Origin of the sequence: Streptomyces sp. NPDC051582, from assembly GCF_040681715.1 — a bacterium.
Classification (GTDB): Bacteria; Actinomycetota; Actinomycetes; order Streptomycetales; family Streptomycetaceae; genus Streptomyces.
This window is the reverse complement of sequence record NZ_JBFAZJ010000032.1, coordinates 45,994-66,673: the sequence shown is the minus strand read 5'-3', so window position 1 is coordinate 66,673 and position 20,680 is coordinate 45,994. Positions and strand designations below refer to the sequence as shown.

The window sequence follows — 20,680 nt, the reverse complement described above, 5'->3', positions numbered from 1 at the left end:
CTCACACCGCGAGCGCCTGCCCACTGCACCCGCGGCTACTCGCCTCCGCGCCGACGCGGTGGCGCGCTCACGCGTACCTGCGCCGGGACGACCGTCACCGGGAGCCGGTTACGGTCGGTGAGTCCCGGTACACGAGGATGAACTCCCCGTAGGGGTGGCTGCCGTGCCGGTCTGCCGTCTCGTCGAGGGCCCTGCGCAGGGTGTGCAGATGGCCCGTGGTGAGCTGGAGGGGCGGTTCGTCGGGCTGGTGCGTGGTGCCGCGGGGATAGTCCTCGCCCGGCGTGGTGGTCATCTCGATGTGACACCCGAGGACATGGCGAACGGTCCGGGTGGCGCAGAAGTCCAGCAGACGGTCGACGGTGGCCGAGTACGCGGCCCGGTCCTCGATGTAGAGCCGCCCGGGATAGAGGGAGTCGCCGGTCAGCAGGAGGCCGGTGTGGCGGTCGTGGAAGACCACCGCGGCCCGCTGGTGGCCGGGTCCGGGGATCACGTCCAGGACGCGGCCGCCCAGGTCGAGCGCGCCGAAGCGGTGTGGCCAGTCGGCGAGGCCGAACGCCGCCGTGACCTCGTCCAGACCTGGCCCCACGACGGTGGTGAGGGGCCGGTCCGCGAACTGGGGGTCCGCCGCGGTGTGGTCGCCGTGTCCGTGGGTGTGGGCGATCAGCAGCGAGTACGCGGGCCTCGGATGGCGTTCCAGCCAGTCCGTGACGAGCCGGTCGACCGTTTCCCGCAGGGGGAAGTGGGCCGGGTCGGCGCAGGCGCCCGTGTCGAGGAGCAGCGCCCGGTCGTTGCCGAAGAGGAGGAAGAGGAACGGGGCTTCGTAGTGCACGGATTTGTTCTGGCGCAGGAGCACCGTGTGTTCGGAGTGGGCGTGGACCTGGATCTCCGGGGCCGGGTCGTGTTTCGGGGAGGGCCAGCCCGCGTGCCAGACGACGTCGAGACTGCCGGACACCGGGGCACCCCGGAGAAAGTCGATCACACCTCCAACCTACCCGTTGGCATCGCGCGGGGGAGCGTCCCGCTCGTCCCGGCCATCGCCTTCCCCGCCCCGGGCGCCCTCGGCACCCCGGTGCGGGCACTCGTCAGCCCGCCGCGGCTCGTCGCGACCGCCGTCTCCCCACGGGCCACCGGTCCGGTGGGCGCGCCGTGCCCGGTGCCGAGAGGGGACTGGCGTAGCGTGGCGAGCCCGCGAACCACCCCGTTCGGCAAGGAGTGACCAAGGCCATGCGGAAGCCCGACGGCAGGGACGCGGAGGTGGTGGTCATCGGCGCGGGCGTCGCAGGACTGGCCTGCGCGGCGGACCTCCTCGCAGCCGGAGTACGGGTGACGGTGCTGGAGGCGGCGGACACCCCCGGCGGCAGGGTGGCGACCGACCGGGTCCGCGGTTTCACGACGGACCGCGGGTTCCAGGTGCTCAACACCGCCTACCCGCAGGTCAAACGCCGCCTGGAGCTGCGGGCCCTGAGGCTGCGGCCCTTCACGCCGGGGGTGCTGGTGCACACCGGCGACGGGTTGCGCCGGTTCACCGACCCCACCCGCCGGCTCCGGGACAGCCGCGACCTCCTGCCGGGCCGCTTGGCCACCGCCCGCGACCTCGCGGCGCTGGGCGTGCTGTCGGCCCGCGACATGCTGGCACCCGCCGCGCGCCTTCGGGGCCGGCAGGACGGCACCACGCTCACCGCGCTGGCCGGCGCCGGCTTCTCGCCCGCCTTCGTGGAGACCTTCTTCCGGCCCTTCCTGTCCGGGGTCTTCCTCGAAGACGAACTGGAGACCTCCGCCCGCTTCTTCCACTTCGTGTGGCGCACGATGCTGCGCGGCACCGCCTGCCTGCCGGCGGACGGCATGGGCGCCGTACCCGCCCAGCTCGCCGCCGCCCTTCCCCGCTCCGTGGTGCGCACCGCCGCACCGGTGGCCTCTTTGACGCCGGAGGGTGTCGTCCTGGCGGACGGGGCCGACCTGGCGGCCGCCGCGGTCGTCGTCGCCACCGGGCAGAGCGCCGCCGCCCGGTTGCTCCCCACACTGGCCGTACCGCGGGCCCGAACCGTGACGACCCTCTACCACGCCGCCGAGCGTTCACCGCTGGCCGAGCCCACGCTGGTGGTCGACGGCCGCCGGCGCTTCCTGAACACCTGCGTGCTCACCGAGGTCCATCCCGGCTACTCCGGTGACGGGCGGGCTCTGGTGTCGACCTCCGTCCTGGGCGCGCCCGGGCCGGCGGAGGAGGCGGCGGTGCGCGTGGCCCTCGGCCATGTGTACGGTGCCGACACCGGGAGCTGGGAAGCCGTGCACCGGGTCACGGTCCGCGACGCCCTGCCGGCCATGACCCCGCCCTGGCCGCTCTCGCGGAGCACCCGCTTCTCCCCGGGGCGCTACGTGTGCGGTGACCACCGGGCGACCGGCTCTCTACAGGGCGCCATGGCCTCCGGGGCCCGCGCTGCCCGGGAGGTCCTGATCGACCTGCGCGCGGGTGCGCACACCCCGCCCCGCAGCGGCACCTGACGCCCACCCCCCGCCCGTCACACCCGCCGAAGGCCCGGAACGCCCCGGCAGGCCCCGGCGCGCCCGCAGTCACGAGCGGGCCCGGTGATTCGATGCAGAACCGGTGCGACTTGATGCGAGGGCTCCGCTCCGCGCACGCTCGGGTGGCCGGACGCGAGTGACCCGGTAGCAGCCGGGTCAGACCTGGATCCCGCTCATCGCCGCGGGGGCCGGCCCATCCGGGAAGCCGTCGGCACCGAATCGGAACCCGAGAGCCGCGGGGGAGTGCGCGGGTTCCGTCGAGCACGAGAGGGAGACCATGAGCGGGCGCAGCATTGCCGTGGTGGGGGCCGGTGTGGCCGGCCTGTCGGCCGCGTACGTGCTCTCGCGCGGCCGTGACGTGGTCCTGTACGAGGCGGACGACCGGCTCGGGGGCCACGCCCATACCCGTCGGCTCCCGGCCCGCGGGGGCGGCACCGTCGGCGTGGACACCGGGTTCATCGTCCACAACGAGCGCACGTACCCGTACCTGCTGCGGCTGTTCCGGGAGCTGGGCGTGGCCACGCAGGACGCCGAGATGAGCATGTCCGTCCGCTGCGACGGCTGCGGCCTCCAGTACGCCGGCGCCCGTGGCGCGTACGGTCTGCTCGGCGGCGGGAACCTCCGGCGCGGCCGGTACCTGCGGATGCTCGCCGAGGTGCCGCGCTTCCACCGGGCGGCCCGCCGTCTCCTCGCCTCCGGCGACGAGACGGCCACCCTCGCCTCCTTCCTGGAACGCGGCGGCTTCACCGCGTACTTCGCGGGGCACTTCGCACTTCCTCTCGTCTCCGCGGTCTGGTCCTGCCCGCCGGACACGGCGCTGCACTACCCCGCGGCATACCTGTTCCGGTTCCTGGAACACCACGGTCTGCTGTCCGTCACCGGCTCCCCGCAGTGGAAGACGGTCACCGGCGGCTCCTCCGTCTACGTCGAGAAGATCGCCAAGACGCTGTTCTCCGTGCGGACGACCACCCCCGTCCGTGCGGTGGTGCGCGGCACGGATCACGTGCGCGTGACGACCGACGACGGTGAGGCGACCGACCACGCCGCCGTCGTGATCGCCGTCCACCCCGACCAGGCCCTGCGCCTCCTCGCGGACGCCACGCCCGACGAACGCAGGGTCCTCGGGGCGTTCACGTACTCCCGCAACCCCACCGTCCTGCACCGGGACGCCTCGGTGCTGCCCGCTCTGCCGCACGCCCGCGCCGGCTGGAACTACTGGCTGCCGTCGTGCCGGTCCCGTCCCGGGACGGTGCAGGTCAGCTACGACATGAACCGCCTGCAGAGGCTCGCCGGGGACGAGCCGCACATCGTCACCCTCAATGCGGACGGCCGAGTCGACGGAGGCAAGGTCATCGCCCGCACGGTGTACGAACACCCCGTCTACACGCGCCGCTCCGTCGCCGCGCAGCGCGAACTGCCCGGCCTCGCCACCTCGGTGACGGCGTTCGCCGGCGCCTACCACGGCTGGGGGTTCCACGAGGACGGCTGCCGCTCCGGCGTCGAAGCGGCCCGGGCCCTGGGGGTGAACTGGTGACCTCCGCGCCCGCGATCCCCTCGATCTACGCCTGCGAGGTCGCCCACGTCCGCACCGTGCCGCTGCGCCACTCCCTGCGCCGGCGCACCTACATGTGGCTGGTCGACATCGACGACCTGCCGCGCCCGCCCCGCCTCCTGCGCCCCCTCGCCCGCTTCGACGCCCGCGACCACTTCGGCGGCCGTGCTCCCACCATCCGGGCCGGACTGGACGCCTTCCTGGCGCGACAGGGGGTGACGGACGCCGGCGGACGCGTGCTGATGCTCGCCCACGCCAGGGTCTTCAACCACGTCTTCAACCCGCTGACGCTGTACTGGTGCCACGACCGCGCCGGGCGCCAGGTGTGCGTGGTCGCCGAGGTGCACAACACGTACGGCGGCCGCCACTGCTACCTGCTGCGGCCCGACGCGAAGGGCAGGGCGGACGTCGACAAGACGTTCCACGTGTCGCCGTTCTTCGACGTCGAGGGTTCCTACCGGATGCGCCTGCCGCTGCCGGGCGAGCGGCTCGACCTCGGCGTCCAGCTGCGGCACGAGGACGGCAGCCGCCCCCTGACCGCCACGGTCCGCGGCCGCCGCCGCCCGGCCGACGCGTCGGGGCTGCTGGCCGCGGCGCTCAGCCACCCCTGGTCGACGCTCGCCGTCACCCTCGGCATCCGCTGGCACGGCGTACGCCTCTACCTCAAGGGCCTTCCCGTGCGACCCCGACCCGTTCACCCGACCCGAGAGGGCATGCTGTGACCATCTCGCCGCCGTCGATCCCGACCGCGTGCACGACCTGCGACAGCGCGTCCGTCGGCGCCGACACCGACACCCGCAACGAAGCCGACGTCGCGTCCGTCGATCCGGAGCGCTGGCCCGACGTCGCCCGCCTTCCCCGGTCCTCGGCCCTGCGGACCGCCCTCGCCCGGCGCATCGTCGAGAACGCCCTGGCCAAGACCCCGCTGCGGATACGCCAGGGGGGCCGGCAGCACACCGAGGGGTCCCCGCACGGCGACGGCGGTCCCGGAGTTGCGACCCTGCTCCTGCACGATCCGGCCGCCTTCCACCGCCGGATCGGCGCGGACGGACTCATCGGCTTCGGCGAGTCGTACATGGCCGGCGAGTGGGACGCCGACGACCTCGTCGCCGCACTCACGATGCTGGCCTCCCGCGTGGACGCCCTCGTACCCGCGCCCCTGCGCCGGCTCCGAGGCGCCTGGGTCCACCGGCGTCCCGCCCTCGAACGCAACACCCTGGACGGGGCCCGCGACAACGTCCGCCGTCACTACGACCTGTCGAACGACCTGTTCGCCCTGTTCCTGGATCCGAGCCTGACCTACTCCTCGGCCCTCTTCACCGCGCTCCCCGCCGCGCACGCAGACCTGACCGCCGCACAGCACCGCAAGATCGACCGGCTCCTCGACCTCGCCCGCGTCGGTCCCGGCACGCGCCTGCTGGAGATCGGCACGGGCTGGGGCGAACTCGCCCTGCGCGCCGCGGACCGGGGCGCCGAGGTCCTGACCGTGACCCTCTCCGCCGAGCAGCGCGACCTCGCCGCACGGCGGATCGCCGCCGCGGGACTGACCGACCGGGTCACCGTCGAGCTGGGCGACTACCGGCAGGTCCGGGGCAGCTTCGACGCGGTCGTCAGCGTCGAGATGATCGAGGCGGTCGGCGCCGAGTACTGGCCGGTGTTCTTCGCGACGCTGCGCCGGCTGGTCGCACCCGGCGGCAGCGTGGCGCTCCAGGCCATCACCATGCCGCACGCGGGCATGCTGAACACGGCCCGCACGCACACCTGGATCAGCAAGTACGTCTTCCCCGGCGGGCTCATCCCCTCCCGGGAGGCCATCGCCCGGGAGAGCGCCGCCGCAGGTCTGCGCATCACCGATGACGCCGGGTACGGCGAGCACTACGCGGAAACCCTGCGGCTGTGGCGGGAGGAATTCCTTCGGCAGTCCGAGGCCGTCACCGCGCTCGGCTTCGACCGCGCGTTCCGGCGCATGTGGGAGCTGTACCTGGCCTACTCCGAGGCGGGGTTCCGCTCGCACTACCTCGACGTGCGCCAGATCCGCCTGGTGGCCGACGGCGCCCTGACGGGGAGGCTGCGGTGAACTGGAGCGCGCTGACGATCAACCTCGCCGCCTCGGCCGGCGCGGCCCTCGCCGTGATGCTGGCCTTCTTCGTGATCGCGCTGCGCGTCGGGGTCCACCGGATCGTGGACATCGCCTGGGGCGTCGCGTTCGCCGCCGTCGCCCTCGTCACCTGGGCCCTGTCCGCGGGCCACGGGGACGACCTGCGCCGGTTCCTCGTCGCGGCGGCCACCTGCGTCTGGGGGCTGCGGCTCGCGCTGCACATCGCACGCCGTGCCCGCGGTCACGGAGAAGACCCCCGCTACGCCAAGATGCTCGCACGCGCTCCCGGCAGCCCCGCCCGGTACGCGCTGCGCAAGGTCTACCTCCTCCAGGGATTCCTCGTCTGGCTCGTCTCGCTGCCCGTGCAGGCCGCCGCCTACCTGCCCGGCGGTCCCGACGCCCCGATGGTGCTCGGCCTCGCGCTGTGGGCGGCGGGCCTGGGCTTCGAGGCGGTGGGCGACCACCAGCTCGCCCGCTTCAAGTCCGACCCCGCCAACCGGGGCCGGATCATGGACCGGGGCCTGTGGGCCTGGACGAGACACCCCAACTACTTCGGCGACTTCCTCGTCTGGTGGGGCTTGTACCTGACGGCGTGCGCGACCTGGCAGACGGCGGCCCTCACGCTCGTCTCACCGCTGGTCATGACGGGGCTGCTCGTCTGGGGCAGCGGCAAACGACTCCTGGAAGCCCATATGGCCGACCGCCCCGGCTACGCCGACTACAAAACCCGTACCAGCGGATTCCTGCCCCGCCCTCCGCGCGGCGCCCCTGTCGCGCGGGGGACCCGGTGACCGTGATCCGGTGTCAGCCGCCGACTGCCTCTCCGAAGGCCCGCGGAGAGGACGGGGGACGGCAGTGCCGGCCGAGGACCTCCAAAGCCTCGCGCAGACCGGCCGGGCAGAGCATGCCCGGAGCCGCCGGGCGGTTCGCCCAGCCGGGGCCGGCCAGAACCACCAGCGGACGGGTTCGGGCTCCCTTGATCCCGAATCCGGTGTTCGCGACCATTCGGGCCAGCGTGGGGCCGGCGGTGTGCCGCGACTGGGACCACAGCACCACGGCGGACGGACCCATGCGCCGCACGGCAGCGGTCAGCGCTTGGGCCGGCACGTCCGCGCCGAGCATGCGCATCGGCAGTCCGCGCTCGGCAAGGCCCGCGGCGAGGGCTTCCAGGGGAAGGGTGTGCTGCTCACCCGGAACGCAGGACAGCAGTACGGGCGGCGCCTCGGGGTCCGCCGGCGGGGCGCAGGCGATGCGCCTCAGGGCAGTGGAGATGTGCCAGGAGAGCAGGTGCTCCACCTCGACGTAGCGTTCGTCGGTGGACTCCCACTTGCGGCCGACTGCGTGGAGGGTGGGTGCCATGACCTCTTCCCAGCCGGTCACCAGCCCGTGGGTGGCCACCAGGTCCGTGAGGAGTCTGTCCATGGTCGGGCCGTCCAGCCGTACCGCCGCGCGGGCCAGTCCCCGGAATTCGTGCCTGACCTCGCCGAGCGGCAGGCCATTGCCCGACCCCGGGGAGCGGCCGCGCCGCACACCGGCGGCGGGCTGGGACGGCTGCGGTGGCTGGGGTGGCGGTGCCGGCTCGGCGGGCACGGGCGCCGTGTCCGCCCCCGGAGGGCGTCCGGCCCGGGAGAGGGCGGCGCCGGCCGCCTCCGCCGGTGGTACGCCGGACGTGGTCAGCCGGCACATCTCTTCGAGCACCGCGATGTCCTCGGGCGCCCAGCGCCGGTGTCGGCCGCTCTCGCGGACCGAGGGTCCGATGCCGTACCGGCGGTCCCAGGACCGCAGCGTGGTGGGGGACACCCCCAGGCGTCGGGCCACGGCTCCGGTCGTGACGCGGTAAGGCGAATCAGACATGGGAGAGACCGCCCCGTCGGCACCGACGACAAGGGTCCGCGGCGTTCGCCGGGCCAGTCCCACCCATGTCCACGCTCCTTTCAGCGCACCTGCCCCCACCCCTCTCTTCGGAGGCTCCCGTCCCGGCGGATGCAGGGCGGGTCCGCCGCCCCGGGCGTCAGCGGTGGCCCAGCACGTTGACGACCCGGCCGTTGGGGTCGCGGACGAAGAACCGGCGCACGCCCCATTCCTCGTCCTGCAGCGGATGGACGATCTCCGCACCGCTGTCGCGCACGGCCTCGTAGGCCGCGTCCACGTCGTCCACCTCGACGCTCATGTCCGGGATGACCGGGGCGGTCTCGTCACGGGTCATGAAGCTGATCTGGGCCGCCGGACTGGCCGGGGAGGCGAGCGTCATGATCCAGCCGTGGTTCATGACCTCCTCGAACCCCAGGAGGCCGTAGAACTCCCGGTTGTCCTGCGCGGCCTCTGACTGGATGTTGGGCACGACACGGCGAACGGTCATCGACGACTCCGGTGCGAGGGATGGGACGGTCACGCGTCAGTGGTCACCGCCTTCGCCTACCGAGTAGATCACGGCGATGAACACGAGGACGGTTGCGGCGAGTCGCACGATCTCCCCGGTGGCCCACCCTTGTTGCACGGCGACGACGAGGACGGCGGTGAAGGCGTACGGCCATGAACGGCGCGGCGGCGCGGTGAAGTTCGACATGAGGGCCTCCAGGTTCGGCGATCGGCTGAAGACCCAGGCTGGCCCGTGATGGGATTGTCCGCCTGGGCCTGGGGGCGCTGCGCAGGTGAGGGGTCGGACACCGGTGACAACGCCACGGTTGTCCGCAAGACAAGGCGGGGGGCGGGTCGCATGGCACGGCCGTTGGGGGAACTGCAGGGCGGGACGGAGGAGGCGAACGAGCTCGCGCGCTGGCTGAGAAAGATCACGAACGGGGTGGGCGTCCGGCAGCTGGAGGCCGACTTCCCGTACAGCAAGTCGCTGTGGACGCAGTTCCGCAACGGCAGTCGCCTGATCCCCCGGGACCTCTTGGACCAGGTGGTGAGCCGGTACCTCCTGGAGCCGGCCATGCGGCAACGCCAGCTCGACGAGGGGCGCCGGCTCCTGGAAGGGGCGCTGCGCAGTGCGGCGTCGCCCCAGGCCGCTGAGCGCGACGCCGCGCCCACCGCTCCACCTCGGCGCGGTGATGCGGTCGCGCACGCCCTGCTGAGGCTCGATGACGCGCGGCTGCGCCAGATAGAGGCGATCCGGCGGCTGAACGCCTCCGAGCGGCGGTGCGACCGGCTCCAGGACCTGGTGTCGGCACTTGAGCAGCGCTGCACGCTGCTTGAGTACGAGCGGGACCGGGCGCGCGAAGAGGTACGCGCCGAGTTGCAGGGCCAGGTGCAGATGTCGGCGGAGTACCGGCGCCAGGCGGACCTCAAACTGAAGCGCGCCCGGCGCGCCCGGGAAGAGGCGTACGAGCTGAGGCTGGCGGCCGAGGCCCAGGTGACCCGCGCCCGTCTGGACGTCCGACTGCGGAGCGGAGCGGAGGCCGAGGACATCGCTCCCCTCGTCGCGCCGGCGGAAGGCGCCGGGTACCTGCCCCCGTTGGGGGACGTCGCGCCCGCGCTGCACGCCATCGACGACGAGCTGGACGAGAACGACCGGGGGATGGACGCGCTCCGCGCCGCGCTGCGGCTGCCCGCCGCGGACCGTTCGGCGCACGACTCCCGGATCGTGCGGGGAGTGGTGGAGAAGGCGGCCGCCCCGTCTCCCGGGGTTGTCCGCGTCCTGGCGGAAGACAACGCGGACAGCGAAGACAACCAGGACGGCCGGGGCGACGGACGGCGTTCGGGAGCGAGGCGCCGCAGTCGTACGACCATCGCCGTGTGCCTCGCCCTCGTGACCACGCTGGGGGTGTCACTCGCCTGGGATCCGCCGCCTCCGGGGACGTCGGCACGCGATCCCCTGAGGGGCGGCCGGGGAAACCGCCTGACGATCGGCGTGGCGGTCGACGCCCCCGGGCTGAGCGAGCTGCAGGACGGCGGAGTCCACGGGTTCGAAGTGGACATGGGCATGCGCCTCGCCCAGGAGCTCGGCTTCGACAGCCAGAGCGTCGCTCTCACGCCGCTGAACGTCAACGAACGGGCGTCGGCCGTCCGTAAGGGGCAGGTCGACCTGGTCATCGCCCGCGTCGAGGTGACCAGCGCACTGAGAAAGCAGGTCAGGCTCGTCGGCCCGTATTTGAGGACCTATCACGGAGTCCTGGTCGGGAAGGGGGACAAGAGCATCTCGCACTTCAAGGACCTGGCCGGGCGAATGGTCTGCACGCGCGCGTACTCCAGTTCCCAAGAAGGCCTGATCACGGACAACAAGGCCTTCATCGTGACCCGGCCCGACACCCGCGACTGCGTCGCGGCCCTCCGTGCCCACCAGGTGGACGCGGTCATCGACGATCAAGTCGTCCTCTACGGCTACACACAGAAGTTCGACGACTTCGAAGTGCCTCCGGCCGCGACGGACGGGCAGCAGGCGGGCCTCTACGCGATCGCGCTGCCCCAGGGGACACCGGACCAGTCCTGCGCGGAGGTGTTCCGTGCCCTCCAGGCGTACGTGCAAGGCCAGTGGAAGCAGGACTTCCAGTCCCGGCTGGGGAGCGTGGTCCAGGCGTTTCCCACGACATGGAACGCGTTCACCCCATCCGAGGGCGACATGAACGAGCGCTCCTCCTGCACCAGCTGATCGCCCGCCGGGGGCGACGGGCGGACGGAGCCGACCGGATTCGAACCGGTGTCCTCGCGATTTTGGAGACCGCGCGCGTCGACCTCTGCGCTACGGCTCCGCCCGCCCTGCATCCTAAGCGGTCGGCGCCGCACGTCCTTCGGGGTCGTGCACGCGCCCACCACCGCCCCGGCCCGCGCAACGACCTGTCAGAGAGGCCACTTGGACAGGGAAAACGCAACTTCGACACGGCTCGCGGACACGGCTACCTTCACCTGGTCTTCGGCGATCGCCCACGGTCGCACCGCAGTTCATCCCGCCCGAGCCACCCGCGACGGGACGAGTAGGTCACGCCCCACGACTCCTCGCCCCCCAGGCACCGGGCACCCCAACCAGGGAGAGACGCATGCCGCATCTTGCGCTGTACACGTTCGGCGTCCTGAAGTCACCTCTCGCCGATCCCGGCCCCCTCACGCGCGAGTTCTACGAGAGGGGTGAGGCCGTCTACCGGAAGATCAGTCAGCACCCCGGCTACCTCGCTCGCGCCGAACCGGCGGGCGACGACCGGGGCATGCTCTTCGAGGCGGACTGGGGTGCATGGGGAGGGTTCGCCGTACCGGCCTGGTACGGCAAGGGCCGCACGGTGGAAACCACCGCCCTGGCCACGACCCTCTCCCTCTGGACCGACCTGCGCCCCGCCTTCGACGCCGTCTACACCGGTCTGCACCGTGAGGCGCTGAACAGGCGTTACGCCTGGTTCGAGAGGACGGAACACCCGAGCCACGTGTTCTGGTGGGTCCCGGACGGCGCGATACCCACCTGGCAGGACGGGGTTTCCAGGCTGGAGCACCTCCACGACCGCGGCTCCGCGCCGCACGCCTTCACCTTCCACCACCCGTTCACCCCGGAGGGGGTTCCGGCCACGGACCTCGCTCCGCGCCTGATCTCCCGGTCGTCGACAGAGCCGTAGGCATGACCCCCCGCCGGCGGGGCATGCGAGGAGGCAATACAAGATCCACTCGCGATGAGGAGATGAACCATGAACGCAAAGCGGCAGGCCGCCCCGTACACCGTGCCCGGTATGGACCCGGGGGAGGCGTGGAAGGTCGTGGACCTCCTCCGGGCGCGGCTGCACGCGCTGAACGATCTGCACCTGACACTCAAGCACGTGCACTGGAACGTCGTCGGTCCTCACTTCATCGCCGTCCACGAGATGCTCGATCCGCAAGTGGAGGCGGTCCGGGAGATGGCCGACACCACCGCCGAGCGCATCGCGGCGCTCGGCGGGGTGCCGGTCGGTACACCGGGTGCCATCGTCGCCGAGCGGACCTGGGACGACTACGACGTGGGGCGCGCGGACGCCGTGGCCCACCTGGGCGCTCTCGACCTGGTCTACACGGGGCTGATCGAGGACCACCGGGGGGCGATGAAGGCCACCGGCGATCTGGACCCGGTCACTCAGGACATGCTCATCGGCCAACTGGCGCGCCTGGAGCAGTTCCAGTGGTTCGTGCGGGCCCATCTGGAGTCCGGCGGCGGCCGTCTGAGCACGGCGGGAGCCCACACCCTGCAAGAGGCGGCCGGCCGGGCATCGCGGGAGCCGGACACCGCCTGACCGGCCGGGCACCGGCGCGGGCCTGCGCCGGCACTCACGGCCGGGCACCGGAGCAAGCCCGCGCCCGCAGCCGGCGGAGCCGCCCGCCGGGTCGCGTCAGGCCGTCCGGGGAGGTTGCCGGGCCGGCAGTCTGAGAGGGGTCGTGACCGCCGAGCAGAAGCCGGCCAGGCCCGCTGCCAGAGCGGTGCGGGAGGCCGGCGACATCGCGGCCATCGCCTTCGCCAGGGCCTCCTGCCGGCTCGCGCGCAACCGGTCGAGGTACGCCCGTCCGGCGGGCGTCAGCCCCAGCAGCACCTCGCGCCGGTCGTCGGACCCGGGGTGGCGTTCGAGGAATCCGACGGCCTGGAGGCGGTCGCACAAGCGGGTGACGGACGGCGCGGCCGCCTCCAGCAGCCTGCCCAGCTCGCTCAGGTTCATCTCACCGTTGCCGTCGACCAGGAACAGCACCCTGGCCTGGGCGGATGAGACGGGAGGGGCGCTGACCGTGTCGCGGCCCCGCTCCCAGACCACCTCCAGCAGCTCGATCAGCTCGCTCATTTCCGCCACCGCCGGCATGACGGGCTTGGGAGAGCCGATCGGCCGCTGACTCATGTGACACTCCCTACCGGGCGTACGAGCCGGCTTCCCCACCGAACCGGTGGCTTCGTGGTCCCCCATCTTGACAGCTGGAGAGAGGCAGGTACCGATCCGGTGGCCGGAGGCGACGGAGTGGAGCGCGAGCTGCGGGATGCGGCCCCGCACGAGCTGTTCGAAAAGGTACGTGACGTCCTGACCCGCGATCACGGGGCACGGAGCGCCGAACTGCTGATGGCGGACTACGCCTCGGCATGGCTCCGGCCCGTCGCGGCGCAGCCGTTCACCGCCGAGGCCGTTTCGGCGCTCGACAGTCCCGAGGGGCGGGCCTTCGGTGCGCAGGAGCCGTACGTCGTCGACCTGGGCGCAGGGGCCACCGTTCACCTGCCGGTGAGCGTGCGCGGCGACCGGCTGGGCATCCTGAGCGTCGGATACGCGGCGGGCGCGTACGACCCCGCACTCCTCGGCCCGCTGCGGGACGTGGCGGCCGCGCTGGCCCACGAGATCCTCGTCGCCGACCGCGACACCGACGTCTTCCTGCAGGCCAGACGGGCCAAACGGCTCACCCTGGCCGCTGAGATGCAGTGGCAGCTGCTGCCGGGACGCTCCTGCTCCCGGCCCGAATACGACCTCGGCGCCCAGTTGGAACCCGCCTACGCCATCTACGGCGACTGCTTCGACTGGTCGGCTTCCGCGGACCACCTGACCCTGACCGTCAACAACGGCATGGGCGAGGGCATCGACGCGGCCCTGCTCACCAGCCTCGCCGTCAGCGCCCTGCGCAACGCCCGGCGGGCCGGACTCGGCCTCGAAGACCAGGCGGCCCTGGCCGACCAGGCCCTGTACGGCCAGCACCAGGGACGGCTGCACCTGCCGATGCTGCTGCTCCGCTTCGCCTTGGACACGGGCGAGGTCGAGGTCATCGACGCCGGATCGCCGCGCCTGTGGCGCCTGCGCGGGGGAGCGGTGGAGCAGGTCGCGCTCGAAGCGCAGCTGCCGCTCGGCATGTTCGAGGACACCGTCTACACCTGCCAGCGCTTCCGGGTGCTGCCGGGAGACCGGCTGTTCTTCCTCAGCGACGGTGTCTACGACGTCATGTCCCCGGCCGGGGAGCCCTACAGCCGGCACGCTCTGAGCCGGGCCGTCATGAACACCCGGCTGCTGCCGCCCTCACAGGTGCCCCGGGGGCTCCTGGAGCGGCTCGCCGGGCACCGCGGCGGTGTCGAGGCGGGCGACGACGCCATGGTCGTCTGCCTCGACTGGCACGGCCGGGCCGGTACGGAGCCGGGCGAGGCGTAGGAGCGGCCCGGCCGGGACGGTGGCACAGTGGTGGCATGCCCCGACCCGGCCAGGCCAGTGCGCCCGAGGACCCGGCCGCGGCCCTCGGCGCCGCGGCGGAGCTCCTCGCGCTCCTGCAAGCCCGCGGCCAGGACGGCGCCTCGGCGGCCGTCTCCCCGTCCCAGATGCGGGCGCTGAACGCAGTCGGGGGCGCCGAGGGCATCAACCTGCGCGCCTTGGGCGCGGTGCTCGGCTCCCGCCCGCCGTCGGTCACCAGGCTCTGCGACCGGCTGGAGGCCATGGGCTTGCTGACCCGCGCGCCGCACCCGAGCAGCCGGCGCGAGGTGGAGCTGCGCCTGACGCCCCGGGGCCGGGCCGTGGTGGACGAGCAGCGGGACATCCGTGCGCGCGCGCTGTCGGCGGTGCTCGCCCGGATGACGCCGGAGGCGGTGGACGCCCTGGTGACGGGGGTGGCGGCCTTCCGGGAGGCGGCCGCCGCACTGTTCCCGGCGGGCCGGCCCTCGGACGCGCTGCCCGACCGTGCCCAGGGGTCCGCGCGGACCGAGGACAGCGCCTGACGGCGAGCGGTCCCCGGGGCGGGTCCCGGCGCTCTTGTCAGGGAGGGCATAATCATTGAGTTCGTAAAACATTGCCTCGCGGCAATGATCAATCTACGGTTGTTCGGCGCTACCGGGCGTCCGTCGGGCGTCCGCTTCCAGGGGTGACGTCCGCTGCCTGCGGTGAGAAGGGACAGACGCGACGCCATGGCGAGCACTCTTGGGCTGGGGCCACCGCACCCCGCCGCCGGCACGCCACCGCAGCGGGCGGTGAAACCGCCCCGGCAGGCCTCCTCCGTGGAAGCGGACGACTCCCTGGCGCTGTGGGACGGCGTACCGCCGTACGTACTGCTCATCGAGGACGACGAGGGCGACGCCCTCCTCGTCGAGGAACTCGTCGAGGACAGCGGGATCGACGTCCGCCTCGGCCGCGCCTCGTCCCTCGCCGAAGCCCTGCGCCTGATGGGGGCCGAGGCGCCCGAGTGCGTCCTGCTCGACCTGCACCTGCCCGACGCCCAGGGCCTGGAAGGCCTGACGAAGGTCCTCGCGGTGTCGGCCGAGGTCGCCGTGGTCGTCCTGACCGGACTGTCGGAGGAACGGGCGGGGCTCACCGCCGTCGCGGCGGGGGCCCAGGACTACCTGATCAAAGGCCGCCTGGAGCCCGACGTCTTCATGCGGGCCATCCGGTACGCGATCCAGCGCAAGCGGACCGAGCTGGCGGCCGTCGCCCTGGAAGCGGGCAGACTCCGCGCCGAGGAGAACGCGCGTCTCGAACGGGGCCTGCTGCCCACCCCCCTGCTGCTCGACGCTCCCGTCGACGCCGTCACCGTCTGTGCCCGCTACCACCCCGGGCGCGCCCAGACGCTGCTCGGCGGGGATTTCTACGATGTCGTGCAGACCCCCGACGGAGCGACGCACGCCGTCGTCGGCGACGTCTCGGGCCACGGCCCGAGCGAGGCGGCGCTCGGTGTGTGCCTGCGCGTGGCCTGGCGGTCCTTCGTCATGGCCGGCGCCCGCGACGCCGAACTGCTCGGTCTGCTGGAGCGGATCCTGCTGGCGGAGCGCTCCGGCCCGGAGATCTTCGCCACCCTGGTCTCCCTCACCCGCCGGCCCGGCGCCGCGGCCGTCTCCGTGCAGCGCGCCGGCCACCCCGGCTTCCTGGTCCGCTCCCCGGGCGGCGTGGAACTGCGGACCGTCCCCGGCGGGCCGGCGCTGGGGATCATGCCCGGCTGGGGCGCCGGCTGGCCCGTCACCGACGTCCCGGTGGAGGCGGGCGGCGCCGTGATGCTCTTCACCGACGGCCTGATCGAAGGGCGCATCGGGCCCGGATCCGACCGCCTCGACGAGTCCGGTCTCCTGGAGATCGCGCGGCGCCACACCGACCTGCCCGCCGAACCGTTCGTCGACACCCTCATCCAGGCCGCGCAGGGCCTCGCCGCGGACTGGGGCGGCCTGGCCGACGACGTCGCCGTACTGCACCTCGAATGGAACTCATCCACGTGACCTCTCCCGCACAGCCGACCGCAGGGCCCGAGCGACGGGCCCCGGACCGCCGCGGCCCGAGCCTGCAGACCTGGCTGACCACGGTGCTGGTCGTGCTGGCCCTCATGATCGTCGGCACGGGCGCCCTCGGAGCGGCCCTCCTCTCGCACACCACCACGGCCGGAGACCGGCTCGTCGACGGCATCCTGCCCGCCCAGCGGGACGCGCTGCGGCTGGAGAGCTCCCTGCTCGACCAGGAGACCGGGATCCGCGGCTACCTGCTGGCCGACGAGCCCGCGCTCCTGGAACCGTACGAACGGGGCCTGGTGAACGAGCGCGCGGCCGCCGGGCACCTGTCGACGCTCCTCGACGACGACACCGGCGTACGCGACGACCTCGCGGCCGTGGAGGAAGCGGCCCGCGTCTGGCGCGAGGAGTTCGCGACCCCCGCCGTCGCCTCCGTGGACGGCGCAGGCGCCCCGCCCTCGCTCCAAGTCGGCAAGGACCGCTTCGACGAGGTCCGTCGGCGGATCACGGCCCAGCAGGCACGGCTGGACCGCATCCAGGCCGACGCCCGCACCACGTTCGGTGACGCGCGAAAGCAGCGTGACCACATCCTCCTCGCGATCGTCGCGGTCTTCCTGCTGGCCGGCGCCGCTCTCGCGGTCCTCCTCCACGTGGGCGTACTGCGGCCGCTCGCCCTGGTGCGGACGGCCTCGCGGCGCGTCGCGGACGGGGCATTCGACGAGGAGATCCCGCTGTGTGGTCCCTCCGACCTGAGGGACCTGGCCCACGCGGTGGAGGCCATGCGGCGCCGGACGGTCGCGGAGCTGACCGTGTCGCGGCGCAACGCCGAGCGGCTCGACCGGACGGCCGCCGAACTCGACGCGCAGGCGGTGGAGCTGCGCCGCTCCAACGCCGAGCTGGAGCAGTTCGCGTACGTGGCCTCCCACGACCTCCAGGAACCGCTGCGCAAGGTGGCCTCCTTCTGCCAGCTGCTGGAGAAGCGCTACGGGGACCAGCTCGACGCCCGCGGCACCCAGTACATCGCCTTCGCCGTGGACGGCGCCAAGCGGATGCAGGTCCTGATCAACGACCTGCTGGACTTCTCCCGCGTGGGCCGCGTCCAGGACGCGCGCGAAACGGTCCCGCTGAACGGCCCGCTGGACCGGGCGCTGCGCAACCTGGCCACCGCCGTCGAGGAGAGCGGCGCCGAGATCACCCGGCCCGAGCGGCTCCCGGACGTGGTGGGCGATCCCACGCTCCTGACCATGCTCTTCCAGAACCTGGTGGGCAACGCGGTCAAGTTCCGCTCGCCCGACCGTCCTGCGCGGGTGGAGGTCGAGTTGGTGGAGGACCCCGGTACCGAACCGGGTTTCGCCGCCTTCGCCGTCACGGACAACGGCATCGGCGTGCCGGCGGAGTTCGCCGAGAAGGTGTTCGTCATCTTCCAGCGGCTGCACGCCCGGGAGACCTACGGCGGAACCGGCATCGGTCTCGCGCTCTGCAAGAAGATCGTCGAGCACGCCGGCGGCCGCATCGGGATCGACACCGCCCACGAGCCGGGCACCCGGATCGTCTTCACCCTCCCCGTCGCCGCAGTCGCGCCGGCCCCCGTACCTGCCGAAGTACCCACCGAAGTACCCACCGAAGTACCCATCGACGTGCCTACCGAAGTACCCATCGACGTACCTACCGAAGGAACCCTTTGACGAGCATCCCCGCCCACCGGCCCCCGGCCGCCCCCGCCGAAGTCCTGCTGGTCGAGGACGACGAGGGCGACGAGCTGATGACCCGTGAGGCCTTCGAGGACAACAAGATCGGAAACGTGCTGCACGTGGTCCGCGACGGCCTGGAGGCCCTGGATTTCCTCTACCGCCGCGGTGAGTACAAGGACGCGCCCCGCCCCGATCTGATCCTGCTCGACCTCAACCTCCCCAAGTACGACGGCCGTCAGGTCCTCGAACAGATCAAGTCGGACCCGGAGCTGAGCCACATTCCCGTGGTCGTGCTCACCACCTCCGCCGCCGAGGAGGACATCCTGCGCAGCTACAAGCTCCACGCGAACGCCTACGTGACGAAGCCGGTCGACCTCGACCAGTTCATGCGGGCGATCCAGCAGATCGACGACTTCTTCATCACCGTCGTCAAACTGCCCCGCACACGGTGAGGGCCGGACGCGGGCGGAGCACCATCGAAACCGGGCGAGAGAGGCGGAGAAGGCGGCCATGAACAGGGATACGTACGACGCCGAAGCGCGCAGCCACGTCGAAACGCGTTCCGAGGGGGACGTGCGCATCGTGGTGATGGCGGGCGAGTTCGACATGGACAACGTGGCCGCGCTGAGGGTCGCGATGGACCCGCTGGCACCCGGCGTCGCCCGGTTCGTCCTGGACGTGGCCGCAGTGACGTTCGTCGACTCGACCGCGCTCAGCGTCATGCTCCAACCCGCTCTGGAACGGCCGGTGGTCCTGGCCGGGCCCGTACCGGGCCGCCTGGCCCGGCTCCTGGAGATCACGGGCGCCGACATCGCGTTCGCCACCGCGCCCGACGTGGCCCGGGCGACGACCATGGCCGTGCCGCCACGGGGGCCGGGCCCTTCGGTTTGATCTTCCTGATCCCGGCGATACGAGGTCGAACAACGTTCGGCATCCGCCGGGTCCCCGGTCCGACCAGGTCCGGGGACCCGGCGCGCGCAGGGAGGGGACGCCGCATGGCCACACCGGAAGAGGAACTGCCCGGCTCCGTACGGGGAATGAGGTCCGCGGGGCGCGACGCGGTGCTCGCGATCGGGCTGCTCGCCATCGGTATCGGCGGCCTGGCGGCGTTCGTGAAGGCCGTGGATTCGGCGGAAACCGGGCTGCCGATGGCTCCGATCGCCGCGCTCGGCGTATCGCTGCTCGGCGTCGCCCTGGCCAAGCGGGGCATCGCACCCCACCGGCGCCGGGTCCGCGCCCCCCGTCCCGGAGCGGCGCCGACCGCCGAGTACCAGGCGCCGCCGGCAGATCTCCCCGAAGTCGCGGGCGGAGCCCTGGACCATGCCGCGGCCGACGCGGACGGCTTCGAGCACACGGTGGCCGCCCTGTGCGCCCGTGACGGGTGCACCTCGGTGGAAGTGGTCGGCGGGGCGGGCGACCTGGGGGCCGATGTCCTCGCGACGACGGCGGCGGGGCTGCGGGTGGTGCTCCAGTGCAAGCACTACGCGGCGGACAACCGGGTCGGATCGCAGGACCTCCAGCGCTTCGGCGGCACCTGCTTCGCGGTCCACGAGGCCGACATCGCGGTCCTCGTCACGACCAGTACGTTCACGGCGCCCGCGGCCGAATACGCCGAGACCTGCGGGATCGTCTGCGTCGACGGCGATGCCCTGGCCGCGTGGACGGAACAGGAGGCGCCCCCTCCGTGGGAAAGCGGGCGGCCGGGACCCGTTGCGGACCCCTGTGACCCGGACCCGGCGGCGTCGCCGTGACCGGCACCGCCGCCGACGCCGCCACCCCCCCCCGGCGGGGCCGGGGGCCGTCCGGGGAGTCAGAGCAGGCGCAGCACGGTACTGATCGTCTTGCCCTCGGGGTGCGTACGGCAGTCCACCCGCTCCGCGAGGCGCTGGACGAGCGGCCACCCGTAGCCGCCCGGGCGCTCGACGGTACCCGTTCGCGGGGCGGGGAGGAGCGGGCTGGCGTCGCCGATGGACAGGGACAGCAGGCCGTCCGCGATGTCGGCCCGGAAGGCGGTGACGCCGCCGCCGTGACGGATCGCGTTGCTGACGAGTTCCGAGGTGATCAAAAGGGCGTCCGCCGCGGTGACGCTGTCGAGGCTGACCCCGGCCAGCAGCAGCACCTCGCAGACCCGGGCGCGGGCATCGGCCGCGGAGCCGGGCGGGCGGGCGGGCCGCGGCGTGGCGTCCTGCCGCTGCCCGGGGATCGTGGCGTCGTCGGAATCGCGTGAGGTGTTCATGACGTCAGCGCCGCCTCCAGGCTGTCCGCCATCCTGAAGGCGGAAGCGGCTCCGGTGACTTCGAACAGCCGCCGCACCGCCGAGTGCAGCGGGCCGGCGAGGACGAGGACCGCTCCCGCGGCCCGGTGGGCCCGTTGGGCGTCGAACAGGGCGTGCAGGACCGAGGAGTCCGCGAAGCGCGTGCACGACAGGTCGACCACCGTACGAGCGCGGCCGGTCGCCGCCGCGGTGGCGAAGGCGCGGGCCAGCGCGGGTGCGTGTTCCTCGTCGATGTCGCCGCGCAGGCTGACGACTGCCACGCCTCGGTCGGTGGTCGTCGTGACGACCGCTTCGTCTCCGGTCACCCGGACATCCTCCTACAGGCGGGACCGAAGGGGGCAGGGGGGTAGGGGGTAGGGGGGTGGAGGGCCGCCCCGAGCGGGACGGCGCGACCTCCCGGGCAACGGCTCGTCGCGACGTCGGACAGGGGCCCGGGAGGGGGCGG

22 protein-coding genes and 1 tRNA gene are annotated in these 20,680 nt (G+C 72.9%); 15 read left to right on the top strand and 8 right to left on the bottom strand.

Going from position 1 to position 20,680, the window contains the following annotated elements:
- Positions 1-94: 94 nt before the first annotated feature.
- Positions 95-979, bottom strand: a complete 885-nt coding sequence (locus AB0M92_RS31975; RefSeq protein WP_366105820.1) for an MBL fold metallo-hydrolase — start codon at positions 977-979, stop codon at positions 95-97.
- 245 nt (positions 980-1,224) lie between these two features.
- On the opposite strand from AB0M92_RS31975, the gene AB0M92_RS31970 reads away from it, so the two are divergent.
- The 5 genes from AB0M92_RS31970 to AB0M92_RS31950 all read left to right on the top strand — a co-directional run bounded on the left by AB0M92_RS31970 (position 1,225) and on the right by AB0M92_RS31950 (position 6,961).
- Positions 1,225-2,499: an FAD-dependent oxidoreductase gene (locus AB0M92_RS31970; RefSeq protein WP_366105818.1), complete on the top strand. Its 1,275-nt coding sequence runs from the start codon at positions 1,225-1,227 to the stop codon at positions 2,497-2,499.
- Positions 2,500-2,797: 298 nt separating this feature from the next.
- Positions 2,798-4,054, top strand: coding sequence for an FAD-dependent oxidoreductase (locus AB0M92_RS31965; RefSeq protein ID WP_366105817.1), 1,257 nt, complete (start codon positions 2,798-2,800; stop codon positions 4,052-4,054).
- Positions 4,051-4,794 (top strand): DUF1365 domain-containing protein, encoded by a 744-nt coding sequence (locus tag AB0M92_RS31960; protein WP_366105816.1) that lies wholly within the window; start codon positions 4,051-4,053, stop codon positions 4,792-4,794. Before AB0M92_RS31965 ends, AB0M92_RS31960 begins: the two co-directional genes overlap by 4 nt.
- Positions 4,791-6,149 carry a class I SAM-dependent methyltransferase gene (locus AB0M92_RS31955; RefSeq protein ID WP_366105815.1) on the top strand — a complete coding sequence of 453 codons (1,359 nt, stop codon included), beginning with the start codon at positions 4,791-4,793 and terminating at the stop codon, positions 6,147-6,149. The genes AB0M92_RS31960 and AB0M92_RS31955 overlap by 4 nt, the downstream gene beginning before the upstream one ends.
- Positions 6,150-6,205: 56 nt before the next feature.
- Positions 6,206-6,961 (top strand): DUF1295 domain-containing protein, encoded by a 756-nt coding sequence (locus AB0M92_RS31950; RefSeq protein ID WP_366105848.1) that lies wholly within the window; start codon positions 6,206-6,208, stop codon positions 6,959-6,961.
- A 13-nt stretch (positions 6,962-6,974) separates the two neighbouring features.
- On the opposite strand, the gene AB0M92_RS31945 is transcribed toward AB0M92_RS31950, so the two are convergent.
- The 3 genes from AB0M92_RS31945 to AB0M92_RS31935 all read right to left on the bottom strand — a co-directional run bounded on the left by AB0M92_RS31945 (position 6,975) and on the right by AB0M92_RS31935 (position 8,736).
- Positions 6,975-8,024, bottom strand: a complete 1,050-nt coding sequence (locus AB0M92_RS31945; RefSeq protein ID WP_366105814.1) for a MerR family transcriptional regulator — start codon at positions 8,022-8,024, stop codon at positions 6,975-6,977.
- A gap of 157 nt (positions 8,025-8,181) precedes the next feature.
- Positions 8,182-8,529 carry a VOC family protein gene (locus AB0M92_RS31940; protein WP_366105813.1) on the bottom strand — a complete coding sequence of 116 codons (348 nt, stop codon included), beginning with the start codon at positions 8,527-8,529 and terminating at the stop codon, positions 8,182-8,184.
- 36 nt (positions 8,530-8,565) lie between these two features.
- Positions 8,566-8,736: a hypothetical protein gene (locus tag AB0M92_RS31935; RefSeq protein ID WP_366105812.1), complete on the bottom strand. Its 171-nt coding sequence runs from the start codon at positions 8,734-8,736 to the stop codon at positions 8,566-8,568.
- A gap of 150 nt (positions 8,737-8,886) precedes the next feature.
- Between AB0M92_RS31935 and AB0M92_RS31930 the strand changes: the two genes are divergently transcribed.
- A complete protein-coding gene (locus tag AB0M92_RS31930) occupies positions 8,887-10,758 on the top strand; it encodes a transporter substrate-binding domain-containing protein (RefSeq protein WP_366105811.1) in 1,872 nt (623 codons plus the stop codon).
- A 25-nt stretch (positions 10,759-10,783) separates the two neighbouring features.
- Here AB0M92_RS31930 and AB0M92_RS31925 read toward each other — a convergent pair.
- Positions 10,784-10,858 (bottom strand) — tRNA-Trp (locus AB0M92_RS31925).
- Between the two features lie 285 nt (positions 10,859-11,143).
- Here AB0M92_RS31925 and AB0M92_RS31920 point away from each other — a divergent pair.
- Together AB0M92_RS31920 and AB0M92_RS31915 are read left to right on the top strand one after the other, a co-directional pair.
- Complete coding sequence (locus AB0M92_RS31920; protein WP_366105810.1) at positions 11,144-11,707, top strand: DUF3291 domain-containing protein; 564 nt, start codon at positions 11,144-11,146, stop codon at positions 11,705-11,707.
- Between the two features lie 69 nt (positions 11,708-11,776).
- Complete coding sequence (locus tag AB0M92_RS31915) at positions 11,777-12,352, top strand: DNA starvation/stationary phase protection protein (protein WP_366105809.1); 576 nt, start codon at positions 11,777-11,779, stop codon at positions 12,350-12,352.
- Between the two features lie 96 nt (positions 12,353-12,448).
- On the opposite strand, the gene AB0M92_RS31910 is transcribed toward AB0M92_RS31915, so the two are convergent.
- Positions 12,449-12,943 (bottom strand): MarR family transcriptional regulator, encoded by a 495-nt coding sequence (locus AB0M92_RS31910; RefSeq protein WP_366105808.1) that lies wholly within the window; start codon positions 12,941-12,943, stop codon positions 12,449-12,451.
- 99 nt (positions 12,944-13,042) lie between these two features.
- Between AB0M92_RS31910 and AB0M92_RS31905 the strand changes: the two genes are divergently transcribed.
- From AB0M92_RS31905 to AB0M92_RS31875, 7 genes are all read left to right on the top strand, one after another.
- Positions 13,043-14,224, top strand: coding sequence for a PP2C family protein-serine/threonine phosphatase (locus tag AB0M92_RS31905; RefSeq protein ID WP_366105807.1), 1,182 nt, complete (start codon positions 13,043-13,045; stop codon positions 14,222-14,224).
- A 35-nt stretch (positions 14,225-14,259) separates the two neighbouring features.
- Complete coding sequence (locus tag AB0M92_RS31900) at positions 14,260-14,781, top strand: MarR family transcriptional regulator (protein WP_366105806.1); 522 nt, start codon at positions 14,260-14,262, stop codon at positions 14,779-14,781.
- Positions 14,782-14,967: 186 nt separating this feature from the next.
- Positions 14,968-16,263 (top strand): SpoIIE family protein phosphatase, encoded by a 1,296-nt coding sequence (locus tag AB0M92_RS31895; RefSeq protein ID WP_366105805.1) that lies wholly within the window; start codon positions 14,968-14,970, stop codon positions 16,261-16,263.
- On the top strand, positions 16,260-17,954 hold the full coding sequence (locus tag AB0M92_RS31890) for an ATP-binding protein (protein ID WP_366105804.1): 1,695 nt from the start codon (positions 16,260-16,262) through the stop codon (positions 17,952-17,954). Before AB0M92_RS31895 ends, AB0M92_RS31890 begins: the two co-directional genes overlap by 4 nt.
- Positions 17,955-17,959: 5 nt before the next feature.
- On the top strand, positions 17,960-18,412 hold the full coding sequence (locus AB0M92_RS31885) for a response regulator (protein WP_366105847.1): 453 nt from the start codon (positions 17,960-17,962) through the stop codon (positions 18,410-18,412).
- Positions 18,413-18,470: 58 nt separating this feature from the next.
- Positions 18,471-18,851, top strand: coding sequence for an STAS domain-containing protein (locus AB0M92_RS31880; protein WP_366105803.1), 381 nt, complete (start codon positions 18,471-18,473; stop codon positions 18,849-18,851).
- A 104-nt stretch (positions 18,852-18,955) separates the two neighbouring features.
- On the top strand, positions 18,956-19,711 hold the full coding sequence (locus AB0M92_RS31875) for a restriction endonuclease (RefSeq protein ID WP_366105802.1): 756 nt from the start codon (positions 18,956-18,958) through the stop codon (positions 19,709-19,711).
- A 59-nt stretch (positions 19,712-19,770) separates the two neighbouring features.
- Here AB0M92_RS31875 and AB0M92_RS31870 read toward each other — a convergent pair whose 3' ends face one another.
- The gene (locus tag AB0M92_RS31870; RefSeq protein WP_366105801.1) at positions 19,771-20,196 is read right to left on the bottom strand and encodes an ATP-binding protein; all 426 of its coding nucleotides are present in this window, start codon (positions 20,194-20,196) and stop codon (positions 19,771-19,773) included.
- Positions 20,193-20,540, bottom strand: a complete 348-nt coding sequence (locus AB0M92_RS31865) for an STAS domain-containing protein (RefSeq protein WP_366105800.1) — start codon at positions 20,538-20,540, stop codon at positions 20,193-20,195. The genes AB0M92_RS31870 and AB0M92_RS31865 overlap by 4 nt, the downstream gene beginning before the upstream one ends.
- Positions 20,541-20,680: the final 140 nt, after the last annotated feature.

What these genes read in the sequence shown, in the direction of transcription:
- AB0M92_RS31970 (WP_366105818.1), top strand. Translation starts at nt 1,225, where the DNA reads ATGCGGAAGCCCGACGGCAGGGACGCGGAGGTGGTGGTCATCGGCGCG.
- AB0M92_RS31910 (WP_366105808.1), bottom strand. Translation starts at nt 12,943, where the DNA reads ATGAGTCAGCGGCCGATCGGCTCTCCCAAGCCCGTCATGCCGGCGGTG.
- AB0M92_RS31950 (WP_366105848.1), top strand. Translation starts at nt 6,206, where the DNA reads ATGCTGGCCTTCTTCGTGATCGCGCTGCGCGTCGGGGTCCACCGGATC.
- AB0M92_RS31870 (WP_366105801.1), bottom strand. Translation starts at nt 20,196, where the DNA reads ATGAACACCTCACGCGATTCCGACGACGCCACGATCCCCGGGCAGCGG.
- AB0M92_RS31930 (WP_366105811.1), top strand. Translation starts at nt 8,887, where the DNA reads ATGGCACGGCCGTTGGGGGAACTGCAGGGCGGGACGGAGGAGGCGAAC.
- AB0M92_RS31900 (WP_366105806.1), top strand. Translation starts at nt 14,260, where the DNA reads ATGCCCCGACCCGGCCAGGCCAGTGCGCCCGAGGACCCGGCCGCGGCC.
- AB0M92_RS31920 (WP_366105810.1), top strand. Translation starts at nt 11,144, where the DNA reads ATGCCGCATCTTGCGCTGTACACGTTCGGCGTCCTGAAGTCACCTCTC.
- AB0M92_RS31965 (WP_366105817.1), top strand. Translation starts at nt 2,798, where the DNA reads ATGAGCGGGCGCAGCATTGCCGTGGTGGGGGCCGGTGTGGCCGGCCTG.
- AB0M92_RS31940 (WP_366105813.1), bottom strand. Translation starts at nt 8,529, where the DNA reads ATGACCGTTCGCCGTGTCGTGCCCAACATCCAGTCAGAGGCCGCGCAG.
- AB0M92_RS31875 (WP_366105802.1), top strand. Translation starts at nt 18,956, where the DNA reads ATGGCCACACCGGAAGAGGAACTGCCCGGCTCCGTACGGGGAATGAGG.
- AB0M92_RS31895 (WP_366105805.1), top strand. Translation starts at nt 14,968, where the DNA reads ATGGCGAGCACTCTTGGGCTGGGGCCACCGCACCCCGCCGCCGGCACG.
- AB0M92_RS31915 (WP_366105809.1), top strand. Translation starts at nt 11,777, where the DNA reads ATGAACGCAAAGCGGCAGGCCGCCCCGTACACCGTGCCCGGTATGGAC.
- AB0M92_RS31945 (WP_366105814.1), bottom strand. Translation starts at nt 8,024, where the DNA reads ATGTCTGATTCGCCTTACCGCGTCACGACCGGAGCCGTGGCCCGACGC.
- AB0M92_RS31935 (WP_366105812.1), bottom strand. Translation starts at nt 8,736, where the DNA reads ATGTCGAACTTCACCGCGCCGCCGCGCCGTTCATGGCCGTACGCCTTC.
- AB0M92_RS31880 (WP_366105803.1), top strand. Translation starts at nt 18,471, where the DNA reads ATGAACAGGGATACGTACGACGCCGAAGCGCGCAGCCACGTCGAAACG.